This window comes from Hwangdonia lutea (assembly GCF_032814565.1).
Classification (GTDB): domain Bacteria; phylum Bacteroidota; class Bacteroidia; order Flavobacteriales; family Flavobacteriaceae; genus Hwangdonia; species Hwangdonia lutea.
In genome coordinates this window covers 3,089,259-3,104,208 of record NZ_CP136521.1, presented here as the reverse complement: position 1 = coordinate 3,104,208, position 14,950 = coordinate 3,089,259, and the positions used below count along the sequence as shown (strand labels likewise).

General features: G+C 36.7%; 9 protein-coding genes. 6 read left to right on the top strand and 3 right to left on the bottom strand.

The window, feature by feature from the left end; translation table 11 throughout:
* The first annotated feature begins 18 nt into the window (after positions 1 to 18).
* From RNZ46_RS13360 to RNZ46_RS13335, 6 genes are all read left to right on the top strand, one after another.
* A complete protein-coding gene (locus tag RNZ46_RS13360) occupies positions 19 to 1,125 on the top strand; it encodes an ABC transporter permease (RefSeq protein WP_316982667.1) in 1,107 nt (368 codons plus the stop codon).
* Between the two features lie 154 nt (positions 1,126 to 1,279).
* Positions 1,280 to 2,401 carry an ABC transporter permease gene (locus tag RNZ46_RS13355; RefSeq protein WP_316982666.1) on the top strand — a complete coding sequence of 374 codons (1,122 nt, stop codon included), beginning with the start codon at positions 1,280 to 1,282 and terminating at the stop codon, positions 2,399 to 2,401.
* 131 nt (positions 2,402 to 2,532) lie between these two features.
* The gene (locus RNZ46_RS13350; RefSeq protein ID WP_316982665.1) at positions 2,533 to 3,840 is read left to right on the top strand and encodes a TolC family protein; all 1,308 of its coding nucleotides are present in this window, start codon (positions 2,533 to 2,535) and stop codon (positions 3,838 to 3,840) included.
* Between the two features lie 81 nt (positions 3,841 to 3,921).
* Positions 3,922 to 4,998, top strand: a complete 1,077-nt coding sequence (locus tag RNZ46_RS13345; RefSeq protein WP_316982664.1) for an efflux RND transporter periplasmic adaptor subunit — start codon at positions 3,922 to 3,924, stop codon at positions 4,996 to 4,998.
* 253 nt (positions 4,999 to 5,251) lie between these two features.
* Positions 5,252 to 8,446, top strand: coding sequence for an efflux RND transporter permease subunit (locus RNZ46_RS13340; RefSeq protein WP_316982663.1), 3,195 nt, complete (start codon positions 5,252 to 5,254; stop codon positions 8,444 to 8,446).
* 112 nt (positions 8,447 to 8,558) lie between these two features.
* Positions 8,559 to 8,783 (top strand): YgaP family membrane protein, encoded by a 225-nt coding sequence (locus tag RNZ46_RS13335; protein ID WP_316982662.1) that lies wholly within the window; start codon positions 8,559 to 8,561, stop codon positions 8,781 to 8,783.
* A 130-nt stretch (positions 8,784 to 8,913) separates the two neighbouring features.
* On the opposite strand, the gene RNZ46_RS13330 is transcribed toward RNZ46_RS13335, so the two are convergent.
* From RNZ46_RS13330 to RNZ46_RS13320, 3 genes are all read right to left on the bottom strand, one after another.
* Positions 8,914 to 10,059 carry an efflux RND transporter periplasmic adaptor subunit gene (locus tag RNZ46_RS13330; protein ID WP_316982661.1) on the bottom strand — a complete coding sequence of 382 codons (1,146 nt, stop codon included), beginning with the start codon at positions 10,057 to 10,059 and terminating at the stop codon, positions 8,914 to 8,916.
* Positions 10,060 to 10,069: 10 nt separating this feature from the next.
* Positions 10,070 to 14,398, bottom strand: a complete 4,329-nt coding sequence (locus tag RNZ46_RS13325) for a CusA/CzcA family heavy metal efflux RND transporter (RefSeq protein WP_316982660.1) — start codon at positions 14,396 to 14,398, stop codon at positions 10,070 to 10,072.
* An 82-nt stretch (positions 14,399 to 14,480) separates the two neighbouring features.
* Positions 14,481 to 14,879, bottom strand: coding sequence for a hypothetical protein (locus RNZ46_RS13320; RefSeq protein ID WP_316982659.1), 399 nt, complete (start codon positions 14,877 to 14,879; stop codon positions 14,481 to 14,483).
* Positions 14,880 to 14,950: the final 71 nt, after the last annotated feature.

Below are 14,950 nucleotides of genomic sequence, written 5' to 3'. Positions count from 1 at the left end.
AATCTGCGGGAATAAGAGATGAAAAGATTTATAGGCTTTATAAAAAAAGAATTCTACCATATTTTTAGAGATAGACGCTCATTGTTTATTCTCTTCGGAATGCCCATTGCCCAAATTTTACTTTTCGGATTCGCCATCACCAATGAAATCAACAATGTGGACATTGCCATTCTGGATCATTCCAAAGACGCAACAACCAAAGAAATTATCAATAAAATTTCAGCTTCAAAATATTTCAGTATTAAACAAATTATTGAAAAAGAATCAGACATTGAATCGGTGTTTCAAAAAGGCCATGTTAAAGCGGTTTTAAATTTCGAAAAGGATTTCAGCAAAAACCTCATTAAAGAACACAAAGCAACTATTCAAATCATAACGGACGCTACAGATCCAAACACAGCAAACACCATTAGTAATTACGTCAACGCCATCCTTCAACACTACCAAAAAGATTTAAATAAAGACATCGTTATTGTTTATCAAATCGTTCCAGAAACACGCATGGTCTATAATCCTGAACTAAAAAGCGTCTATATGTTTGTTCCTGGCGTGATGACCATTATTTTAATGTTGGTTTCGGCTATGATGACCTCAATTTCCATCACACGAGAAAAGGAATTGGGCACCATGGAAATACTTTTAGTGTCGCCTCTAAAACCTTTTCAGGTGATTATTGGCAAAGTGTTTCCTTATATTTTCCTATCGATTATCAATGCTATTGTGATTGTGATGTTAAGTATTTTTATTTTCAAAATGCCAGTTCAAGGAAGCTTATTTTTGTTGGCATTGGAGAGTATTTTGTTTATCATTTCTGCATTAGCTTTAGGGATTTTGATCTCAACCATTGCGGCCACACAGCAAACAGCGATGATGATTTCATTGATGGGATTGATGCTTCCTGTGATACTGTTATCCGGCTTTATTTTTCCTATTTCAAGCATGCCAATACCATTACAAATCATCAGTAATATAATTCCAGCTAAGTGGTTTATCATCATCATTAAAGGCATTATGCTAAAAGGTGTTGGCATACAATTTATATGGAAAGAAACCTTGATTTTATTAGGAATGACGGTGTTTTTTATTGCAGTAAGTGTGAAGAAATATAAAATACGATTGGAGTAAAAAAGTAAACAGTTTTCAGTCAGCAGTAGGCAGTCAAAAAAAGAAGTAAAAGAAAAATGTTCGTGTATTCGTGGCAAAAAAACAAAAAAGTTAATTTAATAAAGAGATTCCTACTGAAGTTTATTTTGAGCGGAGTCAAAAGGCAGGAAGTTATATGAAAACAATCCTATACATCATACAAAAAGAGTTTAAGCAAATCTTTAGAAATAAAGGAATGCTTCCTATTATTTTTGTGTTGCCACTACTCCAACTCGTTATCTTATCCAATGCTGCCACTTTTGAGGTCAAGAATATCAAATTCGGTTATAATGATAACGACCATACGTCCACATCAAGGGCGTTGGTTGAAAGATTCAACGCCTCAACGTATTTTGATGTCTTAACCGATTTTCCTTCGGAAGCCATTGCAAATTCAGCCATGCTTAAAGGTGAAGTTGATGTGGTTTTAGAAATTCCGCTGTATTTTGAACGCGATTTACAAAAAGAAAAACACAACACTTTAGGTGTTACCATTAATGCTATTGATGGTGCAGCAGCTGGCGTAATGAATGTTTATGTTTCTCAAATCATTCAGCGTTTTAATCAACACTTAAAGGTTGATTTATTTCAAATTTCAGATAAGCAAGTTCAGCCAATAACAATTGAAACCATCCCATTGTTTTGGTACAACGAAACCCTAAACTATAAAACCTTTATGGTTCCAGGCATATTGGTTTTACTGGTCACTATGATTACGTTGTTTTTGTCAGGCATGAATATCGTTAGGGAAAAAGAAATCGGTACTTTAGAGCAAATCAACGTCACGCCAATTAAGAAAAGTCAATTTATTATTGGAAAACTCTTTCCGTTTTGGGTTTTAGGGATGGGTTTATTAACCATAGGTTTAATTATTGCCAAACTTATTTTTGATGTGCCAATGGTTGGCAGCTTACCACTTATGTATGTTTATACGTCTATTTATATTTTGGTGGTTTTGGGTATAGGCTTATTCATTTCAAACTTTACTGAAACACAACAACAGGCTATGTTTATCGCTTGGTTTTTTACCGTGATTTTTATTTTAATGAGCGGCTTGTTCACGCCCATTGAAAGCATGCCAAAATGGGCTCAAATTATTACGGAATTCAATCCTATTAAATACTTTGTAGAAGTGATGCGCATGGTAATGCTTAAAGGTTCCGGGTTTATGGATATACTTCCACAGCTTCTAAAAACATTGCTTTATGCTTTAATTATGAACGGATTAGCCGTTTGGAGTTATAAGAAAACGACATAATAAAAGCGGTTTTTTAGCTAATTCACCTTCAATATTTTTTCCGGATTCAAGCATTTCATTTCTGAAGGTAACCTTTGTTACTGACCATCTGTTTTCTTAGGCCTATTTTTGCAGTATCAAATAAAATGACAATGAAAACAACATTCGTTTTAATGCTTACTTTTTTGTTTTTCGGTGTTTCCATGCAAGCACAAGAAATAATACCTGTTTCTAAAAATGAAGTCTTTGTTAAAGTGTCTGAAAACAACTCGAGCATTAAGATTTCTGAAGAAGAATTTAAACAAGCTAGAGCAGATTACAGACAGACCAATGCGGTGTTTTTGCCAAATATTACCCTAATTCATACAGCAATGGCTACTACAAATCCGTTAATGGCTTTTGGTTCAAAATTGAATCAGGAAATTTTAACGCAAAATGATTTTAATCCTGCGCTTTTAAATAACCCTTCGCAGATTGAAAACTACGCTACAAAACTTGAAATTCAGCAGCCATTAATCAATTTAGATGGCATATATAAACGTAAGGCGGCTAAGTCTAAAATGGATGCCATGTTGTTAAAAACAGAGCGTACACAAGACTATTTAGCGTTTGAAGTTGAAAAAGCATACATGCAATTGCAATTGGCTTATAAAGCAGTTACGGTTTTAGAAAAAGCCCTGGATGCAGCAAATGCCAACAAAAATTTAGCAGAAAACAGCTTTAAACAAGGCTATTTGCAACGTGCCGATGTGTTGAATGTGGAAGTTCGGGTAACCGAAGTTCAAAATCAATTACAATCTGCAAAGAGTAACGTGCAAAACGCCTCCAATTATTTGTCTTTTTTAATGAATGATGATGCCTTTGTGCTTTACACTCCAACAGATGAATTAACTATGGAAACCTTTACGTTGGAAAATAGAACAGTTTCCGAGAATCGATCAGATATTAAAGCTTTGAAATTGGCTAGCAATGCTTTTGAAGCGATGAATAAAGCAGATAAAATGGCTTTTTTACCAACTTTAAATGCCTTTGGAAGTTACGAGTTGTACGACGACCAAATCTTTCAAGGTGATGCCAACGGGTATTTATTTGGAGCACAACTAAGTTGGAATATTTTTCAAGGATCTAAACGTTTTGGGAAAGCTCAAAAAAGCAAATCGGAATTAGAGCAATCTAAATTAGAATATAAGCAATATGTATCGCAAAGCAATTTGGAATTAAACAAAGCAAAACGTGCTTTTTTAGATGCTGAAAACAAATTGAAATTAAACACATTGGCTTTAGAGCAATCGGAAGAATCTTTAAGAATTAGAACCAACAGGTTTAAAGAAGGATTAGAAAAAACATCCGATTTATTACTAGCAGAAACCCAATACGCACAAAAACAATTAGAATATTATCAAACCATATTTGAATACAATTACGCACAAGCGTATTTACAATTTTTAACCAAAGAATAATACCTCTCGCCTGCGCTCAGGGAGACAGAACCTTGTCTGGTCGAGCACAGTAGAAGTGTCTTAAATAAAAAAATAATAACGATGAAAAAAACATATACAATCCTAACATTTTCTGTAGCGCTATTATTGGCGAGTTGTGGTAACGAAGACAAAAAAGCAGTAGCAGATAACTCACCTGCAATTGCTGTAAAAACAAGTCAGGTGGAAACAAATAATAACAGTCCATTTTTATCCGTCAGCGGAAAAATTCAGGCTGTAAACAGCGCAGATCTAAGTACACGACTGATGGGCTATGTGGACAAAGTCCATGTAAATGTTGGTGATAAAGTGCGCAAAGGTCAATTATTGGTTTCTATTAATAATGCCGATTTACAAGCTAAGAGAGCCCAAGTAAAATCAGGAATTACCGAAGCTACGGTTGCTTTTAATAATGCACAAAAAGATTATATCCGTTTTAAAAATTTGTTTGAAGAAAATAGCGCATCACAAAAAGAAATGGATGATATGACTGCCAATTTTGAAATGGCAAAAGCGCGATTAGAATCTGCAAAGCAAATGAAAAACGAAATCAACGCACAATTTGCATACAGCAATATTACAGCCCCTTTTAGCGGAACTATAACCAGCAAAAATGTGGAAGCAGGTAATATGGCGAACCCTGGAGTGCCTTTAATTAGTATGGAAACACCAGGAAATTTCGAGGTGATGGCCATGGTTCCTGAAACGGAAATTGCTCAAATTGAAACCGGAATTACCGTGGATGTGTTGGTAAAAGCTATCCACCAAACCATAAAAGGAAAAGTGACTGAAGTCAGCACCTCAGCCAAAAATACAGGCGGACAATATTTGGTAAAAATAGATTTAGATAAAACGGATGCTAATATTTTGACAGGAATGTTTACAACCGTTCAGTTTCCCATAGAACGAAAAGCAAAATCAGCAATGGTTTTAATTCCGAAAGAAGCCATTGTTACAAACGGACAATTATCTGGAGTTTATACAGTAAGCCAAAGCAATACGGCATTGTTACGCTGGTTGCGTTTGGGCAGAACTTATGGAAACCAAGTGGAAGTATTATCGGGCTTACGTGCAGATGAAACTTACATCGTTTCGGCTGAAGGAAAGCTTTATAATGGAGCAAAAGTAAGTCTTCAGTAGGCAGTCACAGTCGCAGTTTACAGTATCCTGTAAGGCTTGTGCCAAACTAGATTTGGTATCTAAACCTTGTAGGTATTAATTAGAAATAATAAACATGATGTATCGCGTTAAGGATAGAAGTGGAAATCCTTTTTTTGCTGCCATATATGGCAAAAAAAGATTGTAACGGATAGCCTGACTTTTTACGACCCCTGTAAGGTTTTAAAAACCTGACAGGTATGAGTAAAAAGTAACGCCAAAATAAAAATAAGAAATGAAAGAAGGTATCGCAGGAAAAATAGCCAAAATCTTTATGCAATCTAAGTTAACCGTGTTGTTAATGATTGTGTTTATGGTGGTTGGCGTGTATAGTTCATTTTTAATTCCTCGTGAGGAAGAGCCACAAATTGATGTGCCCATGGCCGATATTTTTGTGGGTTACCCAGGTGCAAGCCCTACGGAAGTAGAGTCGCGCGTCATTAAACCGTTGGAGCAATTAATTTCGAATATTAAAGGTGTGGAATATGTGTATTCTACATCGATGAAAGAGCAAGGTATGGTCATCGTTCAGTTTTATGTTGGCGAAGATATTGAGCGTTCTTTTGTTAAGCTTTACAACGAAATTAACAAACACATGGATAAAATGCCAGCAGGTGTAACCATGCCATTGGTGAAAACACGGGCTATTGACGATGTACCAATGCTGGGTTTAACCTTGTGGAGTGAAAATTACGACGATTTCCAATTAAGTCAAATGGCACAGGAGCTGGAAGCCGAAATTAAAAAGGTGAATGATGTTGCCATTACCCATAAAATTGGTGGTCGTGAGCGTCAATTACGGGTGGTTTTAGATAAAAACAAACTCGCCGCTAGCGGATTGGATTTCTTGTCGGTTTCTGAAATGATTCAAGCAAATAACAGCCAATTAAACGCTGGGAGTTTTGATAAGAATGACACTGAATTCCTTGTAAATACAGGTAAGTTTTTAGAAACGGTAACAGATGTTGAAAACCTTGTAGTTGGCGTACAACAAAATCAACCCATTTATTTAAAACAAATTGCCGAAATTATTGATGGCCCAGAAGTACCACAAAATTATGTGAGTTTAGGCTTTGGAAAAGGAAGTGTAAAATCTTCGGACTATAAATCGGAATATCCGGCAGTTACCATTTCAGTTGCCAAACGAAAAGGTGCCGATGCCATGAAAATTGCAGAAGTGATTATCGATAAAGTGGCCCATTTACGTACGACTTTAATTCCAGATGATGTCCATGTTGAAATTACTAGGAATTACGGTGAAACAGCTTCTCAGAAAGTATCCGAATTGTTGTTGCACCTTATAGGTTCTATCATTGCGGTTACTATTGTGGTAATGTTGGCCATGGGGTGGCGCGGTGGATTGGTGGTGTTTTTATCCGTTCCAATTACGTTTGCTTTAACCTTGTTGAGTTATTATTTGATGGACTATACACTAAATCGAATTACATTGTTCGCTTTGGTGTTCGTAACAGGAATCGTGGTCGATGACTCCATTATTATTGCCGAAAATATGCATAGGCATTTTAAAATGAAACGTCTGCCTTTTAAGCAAGCCGCTTTATATGCGATTAACGAAGTTGGTAACCCAACAATTCTCGCCACATTTACGGTAATTGCATCGGTTTTACCAATGGCTTTTGTTTCGGGTTTAATGGGGCCTTATATGGCACCAATGCCCATAGGAGCTTCTATTGCCATGATTTTATCCTTATTCGTAGCCTTGACTATTACGCCATATTTAGGTTTAATTTTTTTAAGGGAAAAAGATAAAAAAGCTAAAGTTGAAAAAGCGAAAAAACCTTTAGAAGACACTTTAATTTATAGAATTTATAACAAATTAGAACGACCACTTTTAGAAAGTAGAGCAAAGCGCTATTTGTTTTTAGCAGGAACATTTGCACTCTTAATGGGAACCATGGTATTATTTTTCACCAATTCGGTGGCTGTAAAAATGTTGCCTTTTGATAATAAGAATGAGTTTCAAGTGGTTATTGACATGCCCGAAGGCACAACCTTAGAGCGCACTGGTATTGTCGCTAAAGAAATTGCACAGTACTTAGCCACACGACCCGAAGTGGTAAATTACCAAAATTATGTTGGCACCTCTGCACCAATAACTTTCAACGGGTTGGTGCGTCATTACGATTTACGTGGCGGTAGCAATATGGCAGATATTCAAGTGAACTTAATTGGAAAAAAGGAACGTTCTGACCAAAGTCACGATATCGCTAAATTATTACGACCGGATATTCAAAAGATTGCTGAAAAATATGGAGCTAATGTGAAGTTAGTGGAAGTACCTCCAGGACCACCAGTGTTATCTACCATTGTAGCCGAAGTTTACGGACCGGATTACGACGAGCAAATAAGGATTGCCGATAACATCCAAGATATTTTAAGAAACACAGATGATGTGGTGGATATCGATTGGATGGTTGAAGACGACCAAATTGAATATCAGTTTGAAATCAACAAAGAAAAAGCGATGCTGTACGGTGTTGCGCCACAGCAAATAGCATATACTATGAATATGGCTTTATCCAACAGAGCAATCACGAATTTGTATGATGAAGATGCTGTGAGTCAAATAGGATTGGTTTTGGCTTTAGACGAAAAGGAAAAATCAACCATTACCGATATTTCACAGTTAAAAGTGAAATCCATCCAAGATTATATGGTGCCTATTGCAGATTTGGTAACTATTACTGAAGCTACGGCTGCAAAAAGTATTTACCGTAAAAACCAAAAACGTGTGGTTTATGTTTTGGCAGATATGGCTGGTGAATTAGAAAGTCCTGCCTATGCTATTTTAGGAATGGAAGATAAGTTGAAAGATATTCCGTTGCCAAAAGGCTATGAGCTAAACGAGATGTATTTAGGCCAGCCAGATTTTGAAGATAATTATACGGTAAAATGGGATGGCGAATGGCAAATTACACTGGAAGTATTTAGGGATTTGGGCATTGCCTTTTTAGGTGCTATTATCTTGATTTATATTCTGATTGTAGGCTGGTTCCAAAACTTTAAAGCACCAATTGTAATGATGGTAGCGATTCCGTTATCCTTAATCGGAATTATTTTAGGACACTGGATAATGGGTGCATTCTTTACAGCAACATCATTTATTGGCATGATTGCTTTAGCAGGAATTATGGTTCGAAACTCGGTTTTACTTATCGACTTTATCAATTTAAGAACTGCAGATGGCGTACCACTAAAACAAGCGGCCATTGAAGCCGGAGCGGTTAGAACAACACCCATTTTATTAACTGCAGGAACCGTTGTTATTGGGGCATTTGTGATTCTGTTTGATCCCATTTTCCAAGGTTTGGCCATTTCGTTAATGGGTGGAACTATTGTTTCAACGGTATTGACTTTGTTGGTGGTGCCATTGGTATATTATATGATAGAGAAAAAGAAATATAAGTAATCATTTTTCCCGCAGATTTTGCGGATTCACGCAGAAAAGCAAAATATAAATCTGCGACTATCTGCGAAATCTGCGGGAAATAAAAATATAATAATCTTAAAAATTAATTAAAATGTTAAATACATATTTTAGAGTTATCGTAGGTTTTATGGTGCTATTAAGCGTTGTACTAACGCAGTACGTACACCAAAATTGGTTATGGTTTACCGTATTTATTGGCGTGAATTTAATTCAGTCTGCTTTTACAAAATGGTGTTTGTTGGAAACTATTCTTATGAAATTAGGAATTAAAAAAGGGCCTGCAAGTTGTTCTGTACCAAATTCGAAAGAAGCTTAGTTTTTTATTTTTTAAGAAACCATAAACTAATAAGACCTAACAGATTTATGAAACCTGTTAGGTCATAAAAAACCATTTCTATTTAATAACAGGGTTTGATATTGCAATATGCTTTCTACATTTAACCTCATTATCCACCTAATAAACCAAATGCACCTTTGGTTAAAAACCTTGTGTTTTCAGCAAAACTATCTGCGTTTTCTATTTTTGAATACCCATCATAACTTTCTTTAACCTCAACTTTTTCCTGACTAAAATAATAGCTGTCGCCTTCTTTTTTATTCAAAACTAAAACATAATGTTCACCATCAACTTCAATAACCGATTCGCTTGGTAGCGCTTTCGCGGAAGTAGATTCCGTCACTATAGCGGCTTCCACAAACATGCCCGTTAAAAAGGTGTTTTCTGCTTCATTTTCAATTTGGGCATGTACTTTAATCGTTCTATTATCTTGAATGCTAGTGCCCACTAAAAATACGGTTGCCTTAAAGTTTTCCGATGAAATTTCAGGAATTTTAAAGTCGATGTGTTGCCCTTTTTTTACTTTCATAATATCTTTTTCATAAACCGAAAGTTCCAATTGAATATGCTTGTTATCTATAATTTCCAAAATCTCGGTTGCCGGCGAAACATAAGCGCCCTTTGTAACATTCATTTTGGTTATACTACCCGAAACAGGTGCATGAATATTGACAACCGAACATATTTCTCCGTCACGAACCTTTGATGGCGAAATGTTTAGCATTCGCAATTGTTTATCTAATCCTGTGTGTGTCGCCACGGCTGTTTTATAATCACTTTCCGCCTTAAGAAAACTTTTTTGAGAGGTTATATTTTCAGCTTTCATGGTTACCTGTCTGTCATATTCCGCCTTTAAATACGTTAGCTGTTCGTTAATTTCCATGTATTGCTGCTGTATTGCAACAAACTCCGGGTTTTCAATGCTCACCAACACTTGACCTTTGCGCACTTTATCGCCTATAAGCCATGGGGTTGTTTTAATATAACCGCCCATGGTAGCACTTACAACTGCCCTATTTGCAGGCGGGACATCAATCATTCCGTTTACATTCACCACTGTTGGAAACGGCTTTTCTTCAAGATTACCCAAGGTCATTTTACGTTGTTCGAATTGTGCTTGTGTAACTTGAATATTTTCATTTTTCATGGCATTTTCTTCAAATTCCATTTCTATTTGCTGACTACTTTTTTGTCCGCAATTAAAAAGTGTGAAAATCGAGCTTAGAATGAATATTTTATATATGATGTGTTTCATAACGTTTAGTTTATAAGGTTAGGTAATTAATGGCAATAACGGTTTGGTTGTACGCATTGAGTTTGTCCAGATAATTCAATTTTATATCGTAAGCACTTTCCAGACTTTGGATGTATTGATAGAAATCGATTTCACCATTTTTAAAACTACTATGGGCTGTTTTTAGAATTTCTTCTGAAAGTGTTTCACCTTCATTTTCATAATAATACAAGGCTTCTTGGTGTTGGGATAAGGCTAACTCAAGCACATTAAATTTTGAATGAAGCTGAATTTGATACTCGTTAGATTCCGATATCGCCACATCTTCAGCAATTTTAGCCGCTTTAATTCGAGATGCTTGTCCTCCGAAAAAAATCGGAATTTTAACACCCAATTGATATCCGTAAAGATTTCCTTTTAATTCGGAATTTGAACCCTGAAAATAATTAAGACTGATGTCGGGCAGTAGTTTTTGTTTTTCAAAACGGCGTTCGGCCTGAAGCAATAGGGTCCTATTTTTATAGTATGCCAATTCTGCACTATCGTTAATGTTTAAAAAATCCACCTGAACTTTAAGTGAAGGCTCTCTCGCAATAACAATAGCTTCGTCAATTTGAACAACCTTTAGCACGTTAGCATAAGCGGACATGACCTCTTTTTGTGCTTGTGTGTATTTAAGATTAATTTGTTTTTGCTTGGAAGCTGCTGTAATTTTCTCCAAATAATTGGTTTCGCCCAATTCGAACCGTCGTGCCGCAATTTCAGAAAAGTTAGTGTACAGGCTGTCTAACCTTTTAAAAACACGTTCTTTTTCCCTAGCGATTTGATACGCATAATAAGCTGCGGTTACCTTCCGTTTTATGCCCTTTTCTTCAATATCATAACGGCTAGACGTTATATTATAACGCGCTTGATTCACTTTCTTTTCAGAAAAATAAACCGTTGGAAATTTAAAATCTTGTTGGATGCCAAAAATCTGCATAGGCTCATTGTTTTCTGCCAAATTATTTTCATCAAACTCATAAAAAATTTGTGTTTTATCGAAACTAAAAGCCGAATTTATCAATGCTTCAAATTGTTCCGTTTGGAGGCGGTTTGCATTTAATCCTTCATTGTGCTCAATAGCCAAAGGCATTAATTCATTTAAGGTTTTAGGTTCTTGTTGCGCCATTGCCGACATTGAGAATAACAAGGCCATAACACTCAAGCCCGCTACGGTGCTTTTTTTGGCTCCATTTTTCTTTTCTTTTGGTGTATTGAGGTATGCATATAACACCGGCAAAACGATTAAAGTTAACAATGTAGCCGTTATTAAGCCACCAATAACAACCGTTGCCAATGGGCGCTGTACTTCGGCACCTACATTGGTTGAAATTGCCATGGGTAAAAAACCCAAGGCGGCTGCCGATGCTGTTAACAATACAGCGCGCAACCTGTCTTTTGTACCTTGTTTTATTAAAGCTTCCATATTCTCAAATCCTTGATGTTTTAGTTCTTTAAAATGTTCAATCAAAACAATGCCATTAAGTACGGCAATACCAAAAAGCGCGATAAAACCAACACCCGCCGATATACTAAAAGGCATGTCTCGAATCCATAACAACAACACGCCTCCAACGGCTGCGAGCGGAATGGCCGAATAAATCATTAAGGCTTCCTTAACAGATTTAAAGGCAAAATACAATAACAGAAATATTAAAATGAGTGCCACGGGTACGGCAACCATTAATCGCGATTTGGCACTTTGCAAATTCTCAAACTGGCCACCGTAAGTAATGGAATAACCCGCAGGCAGCTTTATGTTTTCGTTTATCAAGGCTCGCACATCGTCTGCTACAGATTGTAAATCGCGGTTACGAACATTTATGCCAACAACTATTCTGCGTCGGGTATCATCGCGCGAAATTTGTGCAGCGCCTTTTTTATAACTGATGGTTGCCAATTCGTTTAACGGGATTTTTCCGCCCGAAGGTAAATCGACATACAGGTTTTTTAAATTGTCAATATCCTTGCGTTTTGCTTTCTCTAATCTCACGACCAAATCAAATCGTCTTTCTCCTTCAAAAACACTTCCCGCAGATTTTCCTGCGAATCCCATGGCAATCATATCATTCAACTCCTGAATATTAAGTCCGTATCTCGCAATTTTAGATCGGTTGTATTCCACGCTCATCTCTGGCAATCCTGCGATTTTCTCAACAGAAATATCTGCAGCACCGGGTACGTTTTGTATTAAAGCACCAATGGCACTTCCTTTTTTGGCTAAAATCTCTAAATCGTCGCCAAAAATCTTAATAGCAATATCCGCCCGTACGCCTGTGATAAGCTCGTTAAAACGCATTTCGATAGGTTGTGTAAACTCCACTTCCATGCCCGGAATAACGGCCAGAGCTTCTTTAAACTTGTCTGCCAACTCATCTTTTGAGGTCGCCGTGGTCCATTCGCCTTTGGGATTTAGTATAATAATCACATCGCTTTCCTCCATAGACATGGGGTCTGTAGGTACCTCGGCTGCCCCAATACGCGTAACCACCTGCTTGACTTCTGGAAACCCCAAAAGTATTTTTTCAATTTCGGTCGTAATTTCCACGGTGTTACTTAAGGAGGTTCCTGTTTTTAACACGGGTTGAATTACAAAATCACCTTCATCCAAAGTGGGTACAAATTCGCCACCCATGGTTGCATATAAATATATAGACATTGCCAAAAGCGCAACAGCAACACCAAGCACCAGTTTTTTACTTTGTAAAGCCCAATGAATAATGGGCTCGTACATTTTATTCACCCATTTCATTAATCTTACAGAGATGTTTTTATCGGTAGCATTCGATGGTTTTAAAAACATAGATGCCACTACGGGAACATAAGTAAAACACAAAATCATGGCGCCAATAAGGGCAAAACTAAACGTTAATGCCATGGGTTTAAACATCTTCCCTTCTACCCCACTCAATGATAAAATTGGGATGAATACTATAAGAATAATGAGCTGCCCGAAGATGGCTGATCTCATCATTTTTGAAGCTCCGGAAAACGTGATTTTATCTTTTAATGCTTGTTGTTCTGTTTTTGCCAAAGCATTAATTCCAACTTTCTGTTTTGTAATTTTAAAAGCGATAAACTCTACGATAATTACGGCGCCATCGATTATTATTCCGAAATCTATAGCACCCAAACTCATCAAATTCGCATCAACGCCAAATAAATACATTAAGGACAATGCAAAAAGCAAACACAGTGGAATTACCGAGGCTACAACCAGTCCGGAGCGTAGATTGCCCAACAGCAATACCACAACAAAGACAACAATTAAACAGCCCAAAATTAAGTTTTCGGTTACCGTGTAAGTTGTTTTGGCAATAAGTTCACTTCTATCAAGAAAGGCATTGATATATACGCCTTCCGGTAAAGATTTTGAGATTTCGGCAACACGTTCTTTTACCGCTTCAATTACTTTTTTGGAGTTGGCATCTTTAAGCATCATAACTTGTCCCAACACCTTTTCACCTTCGCCATTTCCCGTAATCGCACCAAATCGGGTGGCACTGCCAAAACCTACTTTAGCCACATCTTTTATGTAAATAGGATTCCCATCTTTGTTGTTTACAACTATATTTTTAATATCGTCTAACGATGAGATCAACCCTTCGCCACGTATAAAAAAGGCTTGATTCACCTTTTCAATATAACCTCCGCCAGAAACACTATTATTCATTTGTAATGCCGTAAAAACTTCGCGCGCCGTGATATTCATCGCATTTAGCTTTTCGGTATTAATGGCCACTTCGTATTGTTTTAAAAATCCGCCCCAAGTATTCACCTCAACCACACCCGGAATTCCAGATAGCTGGCGTTTTACAATCCAATCTTGAATGGTTCTTAAATCTTCGGCATCATATTGGTCTTTATATTCGGGCTTTACATCAAGAATATATTGATAGATTTCTCCAAGCCCCGAGGTAATAGGTCCCATTTCGGGGGTTCCAAAACCTTCAGGGATTTTCTCGGATGCCGATTTTATTTTTTCGGCGATCAGTTGTCTGGGTAAATAGGTGCCCATATCGTCTTCAAAAACGATGGTGACAACCGATAAACCAAATCTTGAAATAGAGCGAATCTCGACAACACCCGGCAAATTGGCCATTTCCAGCTCGACGGGATAGGTAATAAACTGCTCCATATCTTCCGTAGAAAGGTTGCGCGACGTGGTAATAACCTGAACCTGATTATTAGTAACATCGGGTACGGCGCCAATGGGGATTTGTGATAATGAGTACAGCCCAAATCCTACGATAAAGGACGTAAAAAGAAGGACTATAAACTTGTTTTTTATACTGAAATTAATGATATGTGAAAGCATACTTTTTTTATAAAATAATCAAAATGAACAGTTACAAACCGACGTTTGTCTTGCAACAAAAAATAAAAAGGCCTGTGATTATTTATACCAACCGTGGTGGCTGAAAAAGTCCCTCAACGTGAAGTGAAGAAGAAGGTGCTTGATAGTGAAAATGATGTGTTTTAAACTCGGAAAACTCGGGTGTCTTAAATACTTGAATATAGGTATTTAACACAAAATCTGTTATGGAAGTAATATGGGTTTGATGCTGAAAAGGCAATTGCTCGTGATCTTCCTTTTCATCATGTTGCTCTTTTTCGTGGATTGTTTTTTGCTCTCCGTAATGTTTTGAGATAAATACAAAAACGTTATCTCCGTATTGTTCATTATGGAATTTCGCATGTTCAATAAATTCATCTATTTGAGCAATATCATTAATATGAAACCCAAAACTTTGCATCAGGATAACAAAAGATAACGATATGGATATTAGCTTACTCACTTTTGTAAAGATAATGGTTTTTTGAAAAATTCAGTACTCAAAATAAGCATAAATTATACATATTCATTTAT